Source organism: Methanosarcina sp. WH1 (genome assembly GCF_000970005.1).
In the GTDB taxonomy this organism is placed as follows: domain Archaea; phylum Halobacteriota; class Methanosarcinia; order Methanosarcinales; family Methanosarcinaceae; genus Methanosarcina.
This window is the reverse complement of the sequence record NZ_CP009504.1, coordinates 689,640-706,863: the sequence shown is the minus strand read 5'-3', so window position 1 is coordinate 706,863 and position 17,224 is coordinate 689,640. Positions and strand designations below refer to the sequence as shown.

Sequence of the window (17,224 nt, the reverse complement as noted above, 5' to 3'; positions counted from 1 at the left end):
AAATAAAACAGCTTTCTTTACAAGAACATTTGTTAAAAATCGGTTTAAATTTAGTTCATTTCAGGCCTTTCGGGGCATGTAGTAAGAAAAGAGCTATGAAGCAGGTGAAGGATCATATCAGGGCTGATTTTTCTGAGACTTGTTACCTCGCCGATTATTTCTTCTTCGGTTTTCCCCTGAACCTCCAGTTCCTTAATCTTTTCAAGCACATAAGAAGGTATTACAAAATAATTATTAAGGTCATGCCAGTGCCCGCTGACGTCACCCTTTACAAGGTGAATTCCTGAAGATGCAAGGTACATTTTAATAAATTTTGAAAGTCCCTCATAGGAAGATGCGGGAAGCTGAAGTATTTCAATTTCAGGACAGGTCTTGACCAGACTGAAGAGATCCCTGTCCGAGGGCCTAAAAGCAAGATGTACTGCCTTCTCCTCGTGTTCCAGACTAAGGATTTCATCCCTGTTGGTTACCACTCTAATCCGTATACTACCCAACCCCATTTATGCTCCCATTCCTATGTAAGCATAGATCATTTATTTAATTTTGTATTTCAGTTTTTCGGATCAAATTTCAGTATGTTGGATGAGTAACCAGACAGGGATCATCAAAAAAGGTGAAAATTAATTTTCCGGTCTGCAAGATGAGGACTTCCGATACCATAAAATTCCTTCTGAATCTGTTCTAAGCCCGGCTGCCAGAGCCTGCCCAAAGGAAATGCAGCCGTCTCCACAAGGAACATGGCGATGCGTGAGAAATTCAAAGCCTGCCTCCTTCACAGTTCTTGCAATGCATGAGGTGATATGGTCGTTGTAGGCAACCCCCCCGCTCAGGCCTACCTGCTCAAAACCGTTTTTTGTAGCAAGGGAAATGGCAATTTCCGAGATTCCTTTCGCAAAGTTCTCTTCAACGGCAAATGCAAGATCGGCAGAGGAATACTTTCCCCCGGAGAGTTCATAAACCCCCAGCAGGAGCTCAGTCGTATCAAGTACAGAGACTCCGTTTTTCCCCCCTGTTCTGAAAACCAGGGGGAGGTCTGGCCTGTGAATGCTATTCTTTGCCGCAGACTCAAGCTTCATTGCCGGCTCTCCCTCATAAGTCCTCATTTTACATATGCCCAGAAGCGCTGCAGCCGCATCCAGTACTCTCCCTGCGCTGCTGCTCATAGTAACATTTATTTTTCTTTGAAGCTGCTGCATAACTGTAGAAAACTCCTGCCTGCCCCTGGGAAAGTGAAGAGAGAGTTTTTCCAGTTCTGCTTCTTCAAGCCTCCCGGAAAGCATACCAAGAACCATGCGAGAAGGCGTTTTTACTGCAAGGTCTCCCCCGGGCATAGGCTGGGGCAACAGATTTCCCAGGCGTTCATATCCGAAATACGAGGCCCCCAGAAATTCTCCCCCCCAGACTGTGCCGTCCTCACCGTACCCGACTCCGTCAAGGGCGATTCCCAGGATCCGGGAGTCTTCTGGCAAGGAATTGTCAGCCATTAGAGCAAGGATATGGGCGTAGTGGTGCTGTACCTGAATTGTATTTTCTTCACCCCTGCTCATTGCAAAACGAGTAGTGTTAAAAGCAGGGTGAAGGTCACAGCCCCAGTTAAGAGGCTCTATACCTGTCAATCGGACCAGATGCTGGAAAACCTCAGAGTGATACCTGAAGGTCTCCAGATGGTTTGTATTCCCAATATACTGGGAGACGTAAGCCAATTTTCCTTTTGCCAGGGTTACTGTCGAGTTCATTTCGGCTCCCACTCCTGCAGAAGCTCCAATTTCGAAAGGAAGCTCTATAGGTTCAGGCACAAACCCTCTGGAACGCCGGATAAAAGCCTTCTGTCCGTTCACAACCCGGATAACCGTATCATCATTCCTGTTTGCAATAACCCTGTTATGCAGCAGATGAAAATCCACAATTTCTTTTAGTTTTTCAAGCGCTTCTTCATTTTCAACAACCATGGGCCTTCCCGGTAGGTTTGCCGAGGTCATAACGTATACAGAATCCGGTTTGAGGTCAAAAAGCAGGTTCTGGGCGCCTGTATAGGGAAGCATGACCCCTATGTTGTGCAGATTAGGAGAAACCGATTCTGCCAGTTTGAAGACCTTTGATTTGGGAAGCACAGTTATAGGGCGGCGGGCAGATGTGAGGCATTTCCGGTCTGTATCTCCTGGTACTGCAAAGGACTCTACAACCGCTATATCTTTTGTCATGACTGCAAAAGGCTGCTCCGGACGCAAAAGCCTTCTTCGAAGCTCCTGTACAGGCTCTTCCTTTCTGGCATTGCAGGCAATATGAAACCCCCCAAAACCTTTAACCGAAAGAATTGAACCTTGCTGGAGAAGGTCAGAAGCTTTTACAATTGCTTCATAATTCTTTGCGAGCACTTTCCCCCGGGAATCCGAAAGCCAGAGTTCAGGTCCGCATTTCGAGCAGCAGACAGGCTGAGCATGGTGCCTCCGGTTGAGAGGATCGGTATATTCCACTTCACATTCCCTGCAGAGGGGAAAATCTGCCATTACAGTATTCTCCCGATCATAGGGGAGGGCACGGACTGTTGTGTAGCGAGGACCGCAGTTTGTACAGACAGTAAAAGGATAATGATAGTACCTGGAAGAGGGATCAAAAAGCTCCAGCCTGCATTCTTCACAGATAGCCGTATCCGGAGGAATTATGGAGTTTTCAAACGTTCCGGGTTCACTGTGTATGATAATAAATTCCGAATAACCGGAAAAAGAGGCAGTATTTATTTTGATATCCGTAATTCTGGCAAGTGGAGGTTTTTTTTCAGGAAGATCGGAAAGGAAACTTTCAAGGTTTAGCCTTTTTCCTTCTATAAGGATCTCTACGTGGTTTCCAAGATTTTTCACGTACCCTGAAAGCCTGTGGAATTTTGCAAGCTGGTATATGAAGGGGCGAAAGCCGACACCCTGCACCGTGCCGGTCACATGAAGAAGTCTGGCTTCGTTTTGCATAAGGAAATTAGGATTGATATTCGTCGTTAAAATAGCTTTCTGATAATAAGCAGACCAGAGAAAGAGAAAAAAATATCCAAAAAAAACAATACTTTGTGCCGAACTCAAAAAAATAATCGTTCTGAAGTTCAGGTCACGATAAAATTTGGAAATATCGTTTTTAACATAATAATGAACCCTAAAACCATCATTAAAAGGGAGATAAACCAGGCTGCTTGTAGCAGACGGGCCTGGTTTTCGGGTTCCCACAATTTATGTACTGCCTTTTCAATCAGATTTGATTGATCGTCGCGTCCTGCCATTTCAAATCAAGCTTGATCTTTCATTCTCTCCTTGACTCTCTTCAGCCGGGAAGTACCCTCCCTTTCCATCTCTTCAAGGGTAAAACGAATATACTTCATGGTTGCAATGAGATCAGGAATAACTTTGAATTCGAGAGCGTTTACACGCCTCTTAGTCTTCTCGATTTCATTAAGAAGCCTTTTCATCGTTGTTTCCAGTTCTGCGGCGGTAATAATCTTCTCTACCAGATCCTCATAGGCTTCTGCGGTCTCATCGATATATGAATTTGTACCGATGATACCGTAACCCCTCTCATAGAGGGATTTGCGAACTCCAGTAGAGCTGATCTTTGGCACCACAACACCCATGATGTTATGCCCTGAAAGCTGGATTTCGGGGGATTGCTTTGCTGTAAAAGCAGTTGACTTGACAGCAACCATTCCGTTAACAGCACAGGCAAGATTTATTTTGCCCACACCGTTTTCATAAGCGGCATCCAGCTCGGTCCTGACGTTCCTTGCCTCGTTAAGAATCTTAAAGAACTCAAGAATAAGACCATCTCTCTTCATCTTAAGGAGCTTGTGCCCACTTTCAGAGAGCTTGATTTTCTTCTTGAGCTCAATTAGCTCCGACCGAGTTGGTTTTACGTCTTGAGCCATGACAATCACTGACCCTTTCTGTGTGCAGGATGGTATTTCTGGATGTACTTGTTGTCAATCCTACCCAGCTGGTTTTCAGGCAGGTGCGCAAGAATCTTCCATCCGATGTCCAGGGTATCTGCAATTGTCCTGTTTTCGTTTCTGCCCTGTGTAACGAAATTCTGTTCGAAGAGATCGGCAAACTCAAGGAACTTAACATCTCTATCAGACAGAGCCTCTTTACCGACGATAGCCACTAGACCTCTCAGGTCACGCCCTTCTGCATAACCTGCATACATCTGGTCAGAAACCGCCTTGTGATCTTCCCTTGTCTTGTCTGCTCCGATACCGGAGTTCATCAGCCTTGACAGGGACGGCAGCACATTGATTGGCGGGTAGATACCTTTCCTGTGCAGTTCTCTTGAAACCACAATCTGACCTTCAGTAATATATCCGGACAAGTCAGGAATCGGGTGAGTAATATCATCACCAGGCATAGAAAGAATCGGAATCTGGGTAACTGATCCTTTTGCGCCTTTGACAATACCTGCACGCTCGTAAAGAGTTGCAAGGTCAGTGTACATGTAACCCGGATACCCACGGCGGCCAGGTATTTCATTACGGGCAGCGCCCATCTGACGGAGAGCTTCTGCATAGTTGGTAATATCAGTCAGAATGACAAGAACGTGCATGCCATGTTCGTATGCCAGATATTCAGCTGCAGTCAGAGCCATACGCGGGGTGACGATACGTTCGACAGCAGGGTCATCTGCCAGGTTCAGGAACACCACAGCCCTTTCAAGAGCCCCGGTCTTTTCGAAGTCACTCATGAAGTACTGGGCTTCTTCATTGGTAATACCCATTGCTGCGAAAACTACTGCGAAAGCCGCTTCTGATCCAGGCACAGCCGACTGCCTTGCAATCTGCAGGGCGATTTCGTTGTGTGGGAGACCAGAGGCTGAGAAAATAGGCAACTTCTGTCCACGAACCAGGGTGTTTGTTCCGTCGATTGTGGAGATGCCAGTCTGGATGAAATCCTTTGGAGGCAACCTGGCATATGGGTTCATTGCAGCTCCGTTGATGTCCAGAAGCTGATCAGGCACAATCCTGGGCCCGCCGTCAAGAGGTTCTCCTGAACCTGAAAGGATCCTTCCGAGAAGGTCGATGGATGCAGGGAGCTTCAGGGTTTCCCCTGTGAAGACTACACCACAATTCTTGTCCAGCCCGGTAGTACCTTCAAAAATCTGGATAACCACTATGTCCGCCGAAGAGTCCAGCACCTCGCCTCTACGGGTGGTTCCATCAGGCAGGTTGACAGTAACGATTTCTTTATAGCCCACTGGCTCTGTTTTTTCAACAAAGACTAGAGGTCCTGCAATCTGAGTTATTGTCTTATATTCTTTTACCATGTTTACCTACCTCTCAGGGATGCAAACTCTTTATCCATCTTTGCCAGGACATCATTCATAGAAGCATCGAAGTTCTCTTCAAACTTGACCTTGGGAAGCTCATTCTTAGATTCCATCTTGATAATTTCCGAGACAGGCACACCTGATTTCAAAGCTTCCTGTGCAGCATCTCCGTACTTCATGATTGCCTTCATGATCTTGTACTGCTCAGAGAATGGACTGTAGGTATCTACTGGGTGGAATGCGTTCTGCTGCAAGAAGATTTCCCTGATCATACGAGTAATTTCAAGCAGAAGCTGCTGATCGTCTGGCAGAGCGTCAGAACCTACGAGCTGCACGATTTCCTGCAGTTCGGATTCTGTCTGAAGCATTCCCATTGCTTTTTCCCTCATAGCCACATAATCAGGAGCCACATTATCTGAGAACCAGTTGTTAAGGCTTTCCTTGTACAGGCTATAACTGTTCAGCCAGTTGATAGCCGGGAAGTGACGCCTCTGAGACAGCTTGGCATCGAGAGCCCAGAACACTTTCACAATACGCAGGGTATTCTGCGTAACAGGTTCTGAGAAGTCACCGCCAGGTGGAGATACTGCTCCAATAACAGTAATAGAACCTTTCGCACCGTTGAGAGATTCAGCAACACCTGAACGCTCGTAGAACTCCGCCAGCCTTGCAGACAGGTATGCTGGGTAACCTTCTTCACCAGGCATTTCTTCCAGACGGGAGGAAATTTCTCTCATAGCTTCTGCCCACCTGGAGGTGGAGTCTGCCATAAGGGAGACGTCTAATCCCATGTCACGGAAGTATTCTGCAATGGTAATTCCGGTGTACACAGATGCTTCTCTTGCAGCCACAGGCATGTTTGAAGTGTTAGCGATAAGAACAGTACGCTCCATCAGTGGGCGGCCGGTCTGAGGGTCTTCGAGTTCCGGGAACTCACTCAGAACGTCTGCCATCTCATTTCCGCGCTCACCACAACCAATGTAGACCACAACTTCAGTGTCACTCCACTTTGCAAGCTGCTGCTGAGTAACGGTCTTTCCCGATCCGAAAGGTCCGGGGATTGCAGCAGTTCCGCCTTTTGCCACAGGGAAAAGTCCGTCAAGGATTCTCTGTCCTGTAACCAGAGGTTTATCTGGAGTAAGTTTTTCCCTCACCGGTCTGGGTCTCCTGACAGGCCACCTTTGCATCATCTGCAATTCGGTTCCATCAGTAAGGGTACATACTGTGTCTACTACCGTAAAGTTCCCGCTCTTGATGTCGGCAACTGTACCGGAGATGTCAGGAGGCACCATGATCTTATGTTCAATATTCACGGTTTCCTGTACAACACCGAATACTTCTCCGCCTTTTACGAAATCGCCTGCCTTGACAATGGGTTTAAATTCCCAGAGTTTCTTGTGGTCAAGCCCATCTGCAGTAACACCTCTGCCAATGAAACCGCCCGTACTTGCAAGCAGGACGTGCAGAGGCCTCTGAACCCCATCATAAATACTGGAAAGAAGACCAGGACCAAGTTCCACGGATAGAGACGAACCTGTAGAATAACAGGGCTCCCCTGGCTTGATGCCTGCAGTCTCTTCGTATACCTGGATGATGGTCTTGGGTCCTAATATCTGGATGACTTCACCCATTAAACCTTCACTACCGACTTTGACCAGGTCATACATTTTTGCCTGCAAGCCAATGGCGGTGACGACAGGCCCAGACACACGATAAATTTCACCTTTTACTTCCACAGATCAACACCTACCGCTTGTTTTATCTTATCTCTTAAACTCGAGCCTGCTCCACTGCCTCCAAGCGATACTACTGTAGGCTGGACAGACTCATTCAAGTTTTTCCTTAAAAGTTCCGGCAGATTACCAATGTCATCATTATGCATTACAAGAATCCCGATACTCTTATCTTCAAGCACCGATTTTACCGCGGATTCAGTGGTTGGGATATCAACGACTTCATATACATTCCTGATACCTGCCAGCCTGAATCCCGTGACAAACTCGCTCTTTCCGATCACTGCCAATTCCATTAGATAACCACCAACTGATCTTTAATTAGTGTATCATCGAGGCCAGCTTCCTTACCTCTGAAAATAATCCGGAGGTTGGTGACCTCATTATTTTTATGGATAACATAGTCCATAATGGGTACAATTGAGATCGGAGATACATGCGAATAAGTGGTTGCAGATTCAAGAGAGTACCTTATGAGCCTGCTTTCAACGAGAGTCAGAGAAACCGTATCCAGCCCCGTAACACTTGAAATTGCATCCCAGTAATGAGTTTTTCGAAGTTCATCGATAAACTGCTCGTAAGGAAGCGATGCCAGTTTTTCGGGATTTAGCTCCAGGCCGCCTTCGATCATGAGGGGCATGATCTCATCAGACTTCTCGACTCCTGCTCTTTTCAACCTGAATAGATTACTCAGGTTCTTGACATCAACTTCGAGTTTGATGAACCTTGCAAAGAGCTTACGATCCTTGGACCTTGGCCTTCCGATTACGGCAAACAGGCTTGCGTAGTACATCTTGTCAAGCTCGTTTTCTATATATGCCAAGTTGGTTCCATCAAACTCCTGCAGCAGTGGGTAGTACTCAGTCTCTTTAAGAGCATCAATGACTTCCTGATATGTGTCCTTGGCTGCAAGTTCTGACAGGAGGGTATAGGTAAACTCCCCGGCAGAAATAAGAGACTCGAGGATGTCCTCAACGGATGCATTGAAAATTTTGCCACGAAGAAGCGTTTTTACATTCCAGATGTCATATCTTTTAAGATATGCAATGATCAGGTAGTTCAATTCTCCTGAGGTGATCCTGAGCAACTTATCATAGGTTAACGCAAGATTCCTGTTTAGTGCATGTTCTGCCAGATCGCCACCGCTGTATTTCATTGCCAGTTCGTCAACGTCGTTTTTGTATTCAGATTCCTGGATAAAACGGGTGATTTCATCAATCCCCATATTGAGAAGCCGTGGATAAGTTTCTTTAGGAAGCAGCTTACTCTTCATCGCACGGACACGGGTTACGGCATAAGCATAATTAGAAGTGCCTTTTTTTTTCTTATCGGATTTTCGGTAGGGATTTTTACCCCAGAGTCTCTCCAAAAGCCGCATCGAACATCACCCGTATAAAGTATCAGATATCTGCTTCAATGAACGCTCATACACGTTTTTCAGGATTGAATCATATGTGAAATCTAACCTGATGGTCCCATCTTCGTTTTCAATAACAACGCCACCTATACAGTCCAAATTACCCGCATAGGTTAATGAAGATAATTTCCTGGCAGTCTCTTCTGAAGCTTTAGAAGAATAAATCCTAGCACCGCTAGCCTCATACTTGTTAATAATATGCTTCAGCAGCTCTTCTTTTTTGGAAGCCGGCATTGACTTGATTTTATCAACAGCCTGGCTATAAACTTTATCAAGAAGTTCCTTGCGCTTGTTAAGCGTAATTCTTTTTACTTCCAGGTTTGCACTTGAGATAACCTGCTGGTGCAGCTTTTGGAGGTCCTCTTCCACCTTGGCAAGGCTGTCCCCGAGCATCTTCTTCTGTACTTCTTTAGCCTCATTTATTATCTCGGCTGCCTTTGCATCGGCTTCGGTATTTATACGGGAAACCTCAGCTCTTGCACCCTCCTGGATGTCTTTTGTAACGATCTCTAGTCCCATGCTTACACCTCCAAATAAATATAGAGCAAAAAAGTGCTCTAAAGCTTAGAGCAGATACTCTAAGCTGCTTAGAGTGCAACGATACCTAAGGGGAAACTCAGAGCATATAATTACTCCAACTTCACCTGGAAAGGAAAAGACACCCAGAGAAGCTCAGAGTAATGCTCTGAGAAATTTAAGAGCGGAATACGCTCTTAAATTTAAGCAGAATTGATAAGCAATGCAACGACAAGACCGAAGATAACGATGGTTTCAGGAATGACAGTAAGGATAAGACCCTTACCAAATAACCCTTCGTTTTCTGCCATAGCGCCGATTGCTGCAGTGCCGATTTCTTTTTCAGCCCATGCAGATGCAAGCCCAGTTACTGTGATTGCGAGTGCTGCACCGAGTGCTTTCATTCCGTCTGCGTCCAGGAAAGGTCCACTAACTAATTCTTCTCCTACCATGTTTTTATTCCTCCGTGTATTTTCGTATGTATCCGAATGGGTTGTATTTTCTGCCCCCGCCTTCGTAGAATTTTCCGAAGAACTCTACGTACTGCAACCTGAGTGCATGCAGTCCGGGAGCGATGATACTCAAGACAGAGTTAAGACCATGTCCGAGTATAAACACGATTATTGCAGCTACTGCTAAGAAATTGATCTTGGAGTGATCCGCCCAGATCATTTCAAAAGCAATATCATTGACCGTTGAAGCGATGTAAATCGAAGACAGACCGACTGCGATAATACGGGAATATGACAATGCATTGCCCATAAGAGATGGCAATTCAATCGGACCTTTGATACCCTCACCCATGGTGAGCATCACAATTCCGAGAACAAGAATACCAGCACCGATGTAAGTCAGTCCTGAATTACCACCAAGGTAGCCGATAGCTGCAACGAGTGCACCGAGCTGTATAATAAGCCAACTGCCTTTTTCAAGAACCGCATGCTTTATCCCATGGTGCCTGGAAATATTTGCAAATCCGAGCAGGTACCCGAGATTGAGTTGAAGCAATCCTATTACGACAGTTACTCCAATCATAGTCATTACCATGTGAGTCCTGTGGATCGGGAACATAAATTCCTCACCACCGAGCCCTTCAAACAGAACAATAGTTTCCCAACCTGGAATCAGGCCCGGAACTGAACCATGTTCGGTATGAAGACTCGCTAACGAAAATCCTAAGAACTCACCATAAAGAATTCCAAATATAAATGTTGAGATCTGACAATAAATAAGAATATCCATGAGAGGCTTCACAGCATCTGACTTTACTGCTTTTCGAATCGCCAGTGCCAGTACTCCCAGTATCAGTGCATATCCGATGTCTCCGAGAATCAGCCCATACATTAGTGGGAAAGTGAATAAAATCACTGAGGATGGATCAAGTTCAGTATACTTGGGTCTGGAGTACAGATCCATGATCTGCTGCATCGGTGCTGCAATATTGGAGTTGTTGTACTCAACAGGGATATGCTCTTCTTCCTCTTCAGTAATTTCGAGGCTTGTGACATATGCCTTGCCATTAGTGGCACTGTTGACTGCACTGACAACTTTGTCATAATCCTCAGTTGGAGTCCAACCTTCGATTATGAATGCGTTTGCAGATGTAGCTATCCTTAGAGGCAATTCTGCCTTCTGACTCTCGATGGTCAAGACCTCGTCACTGGAAAGAATGAAATCAGAATACTTGACTTTCAAGGATTCGATATCAGCCTTTAAAGACTCGATCTTCTTGGTGACTTCGACTTCTTTCTGTTCGATAAATCTTAACAGATCGCTTGGGACACCACCTCTTTCTGGAACTCTGAGATCTCTGAATCCAAGACCCTGAAGTAATTCGTAGACTCTGTCGGCATCATTCTTGGCTACAAACAGTACAACTGATTTTGATTGGGAATCAAAGTACAGCTCATAAGCTTTGGTGATGCTTGAAATCTGACTGTCATCCAGGCTTCCTTTTACAGTACCCGCGAAAACCTTAAGGCTATCGTAGCCACGGTAATACTCAAAGTCGAGATTGATGGACAGAAAAGGCAAGATCTCCTTCTTCTGGGAATCCAGATCTTTCAACTCATTATCAAGCTGAGCAATTGATTCCGTTTTAGTTGCAATTGTCCTGTCCAATTCATCCAGTTTTGAATTAAGGTCGCGCAGAACAGCGTCAGTTTTCTGAACTACCGGTTCTTTTTTTACAATCCCCAAATAATTGGCGATAGATCGGATCTTCACAAGCTTTTTCGAGACTTCTTCGGCGTTTTTCAATGGCTTGCTGATCTTAAAACCAGACTCGTCCTCAACAAAATCTTCAATATGAAAGAGATTAGTTTCATGCAATGAATCGATGGTGCTACTTAGAATGCTTTTATGCCCGACAATAACGGCCTTTGTCATCGATTTAGGTCTACTCATTAAGGACCGCCCTCTCAAACTCCTGTACAAGGTAATTGACGGATTTGTCTAAATTAGCTTGAGCTTTTTGGGACATGGCTAATGCGTTTTTTTCACCATCGTTGACGATCTTATCTCTTTCCTCCAGGATCTTTTCTTCACCTACTTTAAAAGAGTCTTGTGCAGCTTTATGTGCATCGATTTCGGCCTGCCTCAGGATTTCCCTGGCTTCGGCCCGAGCATCGGAGATACGCTTGTTTTTGGAATCAATAGCGTTGTCAACCATTGATTTAGCGCTCTCTTCCGCTTTTTTTATTTCGGATAAGATTTCATTTTTAGCCATGTGAATCTCCGTCTCTCAAAATTTAATATATAAATTAATAATTAAAAATCCCTACTCCAATGGAGCTAGTTAACAAATCCTTCGCGAAAGAACTATATAACAGCTTCGGTTTTATCGGAGAGGGATAGAGTAATTATAATGAATATTCATTAGATATCGAATTCACCGGAAATTTTTAAGAAATTTAGAAATATAAATAGCAAAATATGTGGTTTAAATCCAAAAGATTAAATAGAACAGTAAAAAATAATTAAATATAAACAGTCGAATATAATTGATTGGTAAAAAATGTTAAATCTTGCCTGTAAAAAAGAAGAGCAAAGCCATGAAAAGAACTTTTTTGAATTAATGTTCTGATAGGCGATTTCAAGGTAATTTTAAAATAAATGTGAATTAACAACTTTGAGTTAAGACTTTGTAAAACAAGTTATATCAGGTATCTATATACAGGTATCTATCCTTAAAACACGCACAGCATTGTCTAATAGAGAGAAGATATTTAAAGCGAGTTTAAAAAATAAAAAAAAGAATGTATTCAAAGTAAGGGATATAACAATTTTTAAAAAAATACAATGTATTTTCAAACGACACTAGCCTCTTGTTTCAAAAAAATAGAAGATTACTTTAGAAAACAGCCCAGTCTTTTTTAAATAGATGCATTTAATTCCGAGTCTGTGAACAAAACTCCCGAAAAGATAATTACTGAGCTTAGTAGCCGTCACAGAACAACCTATGTAGATTTCCTATTTGACTTTTTAATTTTCAATATCAAAGTCACCAATTGAAGTTACAATAAATAATCATTTGCATAGGTTATTTCGTTGCAGACACTTAGTCGATAATAAACAAGGAAGGTTCCATCGAAATATTCAAAATAAAGCCACGAACACAATAAAAATTTTTTAAAGAAAGTGTAAAAAATAATAATTAAAAAATTTTATTCACGGCTTAAAATATAGAAAAATATCCAGAAAATAGCAGAAAAGAGAAAGAGAAAAAAAAAGAAGTAATGTAAAAAAATTTATAAAAAGAAAGAGGCTTGAAGGAGGCCGAAAAGCCAGAAATAAGCAAAATTTCCTTCTTAAAAGGTATTAAAAAGGAATTATTTAAACCTGTAAGGAATTCTGGCCCCTTTGGGGATAGTATGTATATACTCCTTCCTGAATTCAGGGTTTCGCATCATGCAATAGGAGGCATCATCTTTCTTGTAGGCATTATGCTTGCCCATGCGTTTCCAGATGGATTCCAGAGGCTCTTCACATATATTGCCAAAAGATAGTGGGGTATATGCACAGGGCATTACCTCCCCGTCTGAAGCAACATGCATCCAGCGCCTGCCGGCAAAACATCCGAAAAGTTCAGGACCCATAAAATAAGGGAAAGCTGTAACTCTCGGCCCCTCGGGTTTGCTGTTCATGGCTTTCTGGAAAGTCTGAAGCCTTGATACGTCCTTCTCACTTATTACCTCATCCTCATGTTCAAGCCAGCGCCCCACTGCAATGATCTCGTAAATAGACATCTCCTTCATTTCCAGATCGGCTGCAAGGGAATAGAAATCCTCCAGATCATCGATATTATGCGGAGAAACAACGACAAACATATCAGTAAGGATTCCTGCAGCACTTGCATTTTTGACTCCATCAATTGCATCCCGGTATGCACCGCTCCGTCCTCTGAAGCGGTCGTGCTCAGCTTCAAATGGGCTATCAAAGCTGATCCTTGAAGCATACAGTCCTGCAGCCTTAAGTGCCTTTGCCCTTTCTTCAGAGAGCTTGAAGCCTGAAGTAAAACATGTGGCAATTGCCTTTGTCTTGTCTACCCTGGAGACCATCTCAACGAGATCATCCCTGAGCATCGTCTCTCCGCCGTCAAAGGAAACCAGATAGGCTCCAAGGTCAAGGCTCTGCTCTATAGCGTTACATATCTCATCAAGGGTCAGTTCTCTTTCAGGTTTTATGTCAGCTGCTCCGCAGTGAATACACCGATTTGGACAGCGGGCGGTAATCCCTATTGAAAATTGATCCGGAACACGTTTCTTCATTATGGCTGCAATTTCAGCACTTATGACTCGGCTGAAAACAGGGCCGGGAATGGGAGGAATCCATGTGGAGAAAATAATCTCGTCTTCGTTTATTGAAATAGGTTTTTCTTCCGCAAAGATGTTGTTTATACGTTTCAGAAAGGGTTTTGCAAGCTGGGAAAGAGGACCTTCTGCATCAAGCACCAGCTTTTCATTTTCTGTACTGGCATTTACCTTAATCACCGGACTATCATATACTCGCATGGATACACCTGATAAAGTTAATATCAAAAGCTGAAAACTTTTGGGGTTTAAGTAAGAAACTAAATTGCATCATTATTGGCATTCTATACACAGAAATTCGACAGAGTCAATTCATTTTTCAGGATGAGTAGAGCTAAATCAGATATTTTGAAGCATGTCTACGGTTATATAATCAGTTATCTGGAAAAGCTTATCCCTTGCCGGACATACTCTAAATGTTTCAAGGGTTTCTTTTGCGGCACTAACGTGCAGCCTTACGGAATCTATAGACTTCTCTAAGGCCTCTTCCTTTGACATGTTCCTCATGTAGATGTGCGGCAGGGTTTCAGATGTAAATTTTGATTCCTTGCCCTCGACTACTTCTAGAAATTCAAGAATGTCATCAACAATCTGGTATGCAGTTCCCAGGGAATTCCCAAAGAAGCTAAAACGCTCCGCAAGTGCCTCATCAGCTCCTCCGGTATATGCTCCAATGGATGCACTGATTGCGAATAGAGAAGCAGTCTTCTTATAAATACATTTTAAATAATCGCTTTCTCCGAAGTTATCGTCATCAAGCCTCAGGTCAAGGACCTCTCCTTCCGCCATATCCATTCCCGCCTTTCCAAAATCTCGAATTACCTTTTCACCATAAGGGGAAATGAACGCAATTGATTTTGCAATGAGATAATCACCACAGAGCAGTGATCTGGAAGGCCCGAATTTTTCCGGGGCAGAGGGCAGATTCCTCCGGATAAGCCCCTGATCCAGCAGGTCATCATGAATTAAGGAAGCCGAATGCATCATTTCAACGGCAAGGGCTGCATTAAGGCTCCGGGAATATGAATCTGAACAGATCTCGCTGGCCAGAAGAAGGATAATTGGTCGAATTCGTTTTCCTCCGGAATGACAGACATGCTCAACCATTTTTTTTAAGCCGGAGTTCTCTATTCGGGCAATTGAGTCCTCAATCCCGGCTTCTACATATCTGTATTCTTCCCATTCTTCAATATTCATCAATATTACTCCGTATACTTTGACGGGCATCCGGTAACTATCTTATTTGCCTCAAACGTAGATTCGGAAATCATTGTTCCGCTAATTGTCACCTGTTTTCCTTCGGCAAGATTGGAAGGGAGATCTCCTACATAATTCACATGTATCTTAAGGTTTTCATCATTTTCGTCTTTCAGTTCAAATGATGTCATGCCAGGAACCTTTTCAAGGCTTCCGTCCTCTACAATTCCCATTGCATTTATACTCTGCCCGGCATAGCCCTGAGGGTTCGAAAGAAGCTCAGATACTGCAAGATATCCTTCAGAAGAGTCGACTCCATATAACCCTATAAGAAACACACCAGCAATAAAAGCAACTGCAAGCAATGATTTTTTTCTTTTGTTCATTCTAAAACCCCGTATAACTCGATCATTACATTAACCTTTTGTTGGACTCTGCATACGTCTTAAGTAATGACAGGAGGTATGCAAATATGAGTATCCAGCTGATTGCAAACGCCAGAATAAAGGGTTCCATTTATATCACGTCTTTGCACTATCAGTTTCTTCAGCCCGGTTTTGAAGCCAGGGCAGTATAAAGGAAGAAAACTGTTTTTGAAAACTTATGTCTAGCCCTATATAAGAGTATATATCTCTTATCAGAGAAATAAGATTCCAGAGGGAAAAAACAGGAAAAATTATATTTTTATTATCCACTGTAAAAATAAAAATAATTATTCTTATCTAAAGAGCCCAATATTATTTTTACAGTATTATATAATCATTTGAATATTATTTAATTAAAATTTTTACAAAGGAAATACTGGATATAAAGTGGCTTTCTTTCAAAAAGTAGCAAAAATCGATGAATTCAGCCAGAATATTTACTTGTAACAATAATAAAAAAATAAGATTGTTAAAGCTTTATCTGGTGATATTTACTCTAAAATATTCATGTAATAAACCCATTTCTCAAGCGAGCAGGGTTAACAATAAAATAGAAATATATATAGAACTGGAATATATAAAAACTGTAAAAATTCAACTGGTGCCTTCACACTATTTAATGCTATTATCCGAATTTGCAAACTCGAAATTATAACCGGAACAATTCAGTAACCTGAGTTACTTATTTGCCTTTTTCCCGAAGATATTTGACTACTATTTGCAATGGCACATTTTCAGACATCATCTGGATGCCTTTTGGATGCCTTTTATTACTACATCATCTGGATGCCTTTTATTACTATACCACCCCAAACAATTCCACCCCAAATAATTATACAGTCTTTTTTCCCCTTCGAATAATCAGGTAGTCCTCATTTATTTACATGCCTATTTTGTTTCTTCAGGGGGCAGGTCGCCAGATGGAATTTTGGAGGCACATTATAATTTTTGTATTGAAAGATGGTTCTCGGGGTCAAGCATAGTAAGGAGTTTTTTCTTACCGGTGGTAGCCCAGCCACAACCCTGCATGCAACAAGGGAGAAATCCAGAAAGCCATTTTAGGAGATATTGACCATGTGAACTACGCTAAACTAAAGATTTAGCGGTTTCCGGATTCATCCTTCCCTCTACTGAGGACAAGTCATACAGGTCCTGCCCCGCATACCACAGGTGAAATGAATATATGATCGTGAGAGTACTTGAGATGCTTAGAGCTTCCGGTTTTCTCCAACTTAATGTTCCCGATCCCTTCAGGTATACGATACCCTGTTATCCAACTCCCCCAGTTTGGTTTTCGCATTTTGGGTTGTGGTGACAGTATCTACTATTAAATTAACTTAATACGAAAAATAGTTTAGCAGAATCAACAATTTAAAAATCTATGAAAATTGACGCTTGTATCCCATGAAATTAAGATTTCGTGAGTTTTACGCTTCTTCCTATAAAAATCGGAGAGAATAGAGTAAGGAAAAAAAGGAGATATACCACAATATTGCTGGAGTGAATAAAAAAATATATAATGTCGAGCGAAAACGTTATATTTAACAAATACCTCTAGATGTGTTGCAGTTTGCGTTGATGGTCTAGTGGCTATGACTTGGGCCTTCCAAGCCCAAAACCCGGGTTCGAATCCCGGTCGGCGCATTTAAACCTTTTTAAATAGTTTTAAATAATTTTTTCTCTTATTTTATTTATCACGATACAAAGACAACGTAGTGCGAGGGTTGCCCAGCTAGGTCAAAGGCGATGGGCTTAGGACCCATTTTCGCAGGAATTCGTGCGTTCGAATCGCACCCCTCGCATTTGTTTTACAGGCTTTTTTGACCCCTC

General features: G+C 42.9%; 15 protein-coding genes and 2 tRNA genes. 2 read left to right on the top strand and 15 right to left on the bottom strand.

Annotated elements, in window-relative coordinates:
* Positions 1-50: 50 nt before the first annotated feature.
* The 15 genes from MSWH1_RS03165 to MSWH1_RS20705 all read right to left on the bottom strand — a co-directional run bounded on the left by MSWH1_RS03165 (position 51) and on the right by MSWH1_RS20705 (position 15,485).
* Positions 51-473, bottom strand: a complete 423-nt coding sequence (locus MSWH1_RS03165) for a DUF1699 family protein (RefSeq protein ID WP_231585554.1) — start codon at positions 471-473, stop codon at positions 51-53.
* Between the two features lie 147 nt (positions 474-620).
* A complete protein-coding gene (hypF, locus tag MSWH1_RS03160; protein ID WP_048130192.1) occupies positions 621-2,963 on the bottom strand; it encodes a carbamoyltransferase HypF in 2,343 nt (780 codons plus the stop codon).
* A 308-nt stretch (positions 2,964-3,271) separates the two neighbouring features.
* The gene (locus MSWH1_RS03150; RefSeq protein WP_197074016.1) at positions 3,272-3,904 is read right to left on the bottom strand and encodes a V-type ATP synthase subunit D; all 633 of its coding nucleotides are present in this window, start codon (positions 3,902-3,904) and stop codon (positions 3,272-3,274) included.
* A 5-nt stretch (positions 3,905-3,909) separates the two neighbouring features.
* Positions 3,910-5,292 carry an ATP synthase subunit B gene (locus tag MSWH1_RS03145; RefSeq protein WP_048126021.1) on the bottom strand — a complete coding sequence of 461 codons (1,383 nt, stop codon included), beginning with the start codon at positions 5,290-5,292 and terminating at the stop codon, positions 3,910-3,912.
* Between the two features lie 2 nt (positions 5,293-5,294).
* Complete coding sequence (locus MSWH1_RS03140) at positions 5,295-7,031, bottom strand: ATP synthase subunit A (RefSeq protein WP_048126019.1); 1,737 nt, start codon at positions 7,029-7,031, stop codon at positions 5,295-5,297.
* Complete coding sequence (locus MSWH1_RS03135; protein ID WP_048126017.1) at positions 7,022-7,324, bottom strand: V-type ATP synthase subunit F; 303 nt, start codon at positions 7,322-7,324, stop codon at positions 7,022-7,024. The genes MSWH1_RS03140 and MSWH1_RS03135 overlap by 10 nt, the downstream gene beginning before the upstream one ends.
* Positions 7,324-8,406: a V-type ATP synthase subunit C gene (locus MSWH1_RS03130; RefSeq protein ID WP_048126015.1), complete on the bottom strand. Its 1,083-nt coding sequence runs from the start codon at positions 8,404-8,406 to the stop codon at positions 7,324-7,326. The genes MSWH1_RS03135 and MSWH1_RS03130 overlap by 1 nt, the downstream gene beginning before the upstream one ends.
* A gap of 6 nt (positions 8,407-8,412) precedes the next feature.
* Complete coding sequence (locus MSWH1_RS03125) at positions 8,413-8,964, bottom strand: V-type ATP synthase subunit E (RefSeq protein ID WP_048126013.1); 552 nt, start codon at positions 8,962-8,964, stop codon at positions 8,413-8,415.
* A gap of 200 nt (positions 8,965-9,164) precedes the next feature.
* Positions 9,165-9,413 (bottom strand): ATP synthase, encoded by a 249-nt coding sequence (locus MSWH1_RS03120; protein WP_048126011.1) that lies wholly within the window; start codon positions 9,411-9,413, stop codon positions 9,165-9,167.
* Positions 9,414-9,417: 4 nt separating this feature from the next.
* Positions 9,418-11,367, bottom strand: coding sequence for a V-type ATP synthase subunit I (locus MSWH1_RS03115; RefSeq protein ID WP_197074015.1), 1,950 nt, complete (start codon positions 11,365-11,367; stop codon positions 9,418-9,420).
* Complete coding sequence (gene ahaH, locus MSWH1_RS03110) at positions 11,360-11,689, bottom strand: ATP synthase archaeal subunit H (protein WP_048126006.1); 330 nt, start codon at positions 11,687-11,689, stop codon at positions 11,360-11,362. Before ahaH ends, MSWH1_RS03115 begins: the two co-directional genes overlap by 8 nt.
* 1,102 nt (positions 11,690-12,791) lie before the next feature.
* The gene (locus MSWH1_RS03105) at positions 12,792-13,973 is read right to left on the bottom strand and encodes a radical SAM protein (RefSeq protein WP_048126003.1); all 1,182 of its coding nucleotides are present in this window, start codon (positions 13,971-13,973) and stop codon (positions 12,792-12,794) included.
* A 138-nt stretch (positions 13,974-14,111) separates the two neighbouring features.
* Complete coding sequence (locus tag MSWH1_RS03100; RefSeq protein ID WP_048126000.1) at positions 14,112-14,999, bottom strand: geranylfarnesyl diphosphate synthase; 888 nt, start codon at positions 14,997-14,999, stop codon at positions 14,112-14,114.
* Positions 14,975-15,355, bottom strand: coding sequence for a cytochrome c maturation protein CcmE (locus tag MSWH1_RS03095; protein ID WP_048125998.1), 381 nt, complete (start codon positions 15,353-15,355; stop codon positions 14,975-14,977). The genes MSWH1_RS03100 and MSWH1_RS03095 overlap by 25 nt, the downstream gene beginning before the upstream one ends.
* A 25-nt stretch (positions 15,356-15,380) precedes the next feature.
* The gene (locus MSWH1_RS20705; RefSeq protein ID WP_082088018.1) at positions 15,381-15,485 is read right to left on the bottom strand and encodes a CcmD family protein; all 105 of its coding nucleotides are present in this window, start codon (positions 15,483-15,485) and stop codon (positions 15,381-15,383) included.
* A gap of 1,481 nt (positions 15,486-16,966) precedes the next feature.
* Between MSWH1_RS20705 and MSWH1_RS03090 the strand changes: the two genes are divergently transcribed.
* Both MSWH1_RS03090 and MSWH1_RS03085 read left to right on the top strand, forming a co-directional pair.
* Positions 16,967-17,038 (top strand) — tRNA-Gly (locus MSWH1_RS03090).
* Positions 17,039-17,111: 73 nt separating this feature from the next.
* Positions 17,112-17,196: transfer RNA gene (locus MSWH1_RS03085), tRNA-Leu, on the top strand.
* The last annotated feature ends 28 nt before the right edge of the window (positions 17,197-17,224 follow it).

Excerpts from the sequence above, each read along its gene's own strand:
- MSWH1_RS03125 (WP_048126013.1), bottom strand. The coding sequence starts at position 8,964 with ATGGGACTAGAGATCGTTACAAAAGACATCCAGGAGGGTGCAAGAGCT.
- MSWH1_RS03120 (WP_048126011.1), bottom strand. The coding sequence starts at position 9,413 with ATGGTAGGAGAAGAATTAGTTAGTGGACCTTTCCTGGACGCAGACGGA.
- hypF (WP_048130192.1), bottom strand. The coding sequence starts at position 2,963 with ATGCAAAACGAAGCCAGACTTCTTCATGTGACCGGCACGGTGCAGGGT.
- MSWH1_RS03135 (WP_048126017.1), bottom strand. The coding sequence starts at position 7,324 with ATGGAATTGGCAGTGATCGGAAAGAGCGAGTTTGTCACGGGATTCAGG.
- MSWH1_RS03105 (WP_048126003.1), bottom strand. The coding sequence starts at position 13,973 with ATGCGAGTATATGATAGTCCGGTGATTAAGGTAAATGCCAGTACAGAA.
- ahaH (WP_048126006.1), bottom strand. The coding sequence starts at position 11,689 with ATGGCTAAAAATGAAATCTTATCCGAAATAAAAAAAGCGGAAGAGAGC.
- MSWH1_RS03130 (WP_048126015.1), bottom strand. The coding sequence starts at position 8,406 with ATGCGGCTTTTGGAGAGACTCTGGGGTAAAAATCCCTACCGAAAATCC.
- MSWH1_RS03115 (WP_197074015.1), bottom strand. The coding sequence starts at position 11,367 with ATGAGTAGACCTAAATCGATGACAAAGGCCGTTATTGTCGGGCATAAA.
- MSWH1_RS03095 (WP_048125998.1), bottom strand. The coding sequence starts at position 15,355 with ATGAACAAAAGAAAAAAATCATTGCTTGCAGTTGCTTTTATTGCTGGT.
- MSWH1_RS03100 (WP_048126000.1), bottom strand. The coding sequence starts at position 14,999 with ATGCCCGTCAAAGTATACGGAGTAATATTGATGAATATTGAAGAATGG.
- MSWH1_RS03145 (WP_048126021.1), bottom strand. The coding sequence starts at position 5,292 with ATGGTAAAAGAATATAAGACAATAACTCAGATTGCAGGACCTCTAGTC.
- MSWH1_RS20705 (WP_082088018.1), bottom strand. The coding sequence starts at position 15,485 with ATGGAACCCTTTATTCTGGCGTTTGCAATCAGCTGGATACTCATATTT.
- MSWH1_RS03150 (WP_197074016.1), bottom strand. The coding sequence starts at position 3,904 with ATGGCTCAAGACGTAAAACCAACTCGGTCGGAGCTAATTGAGCTCAAG.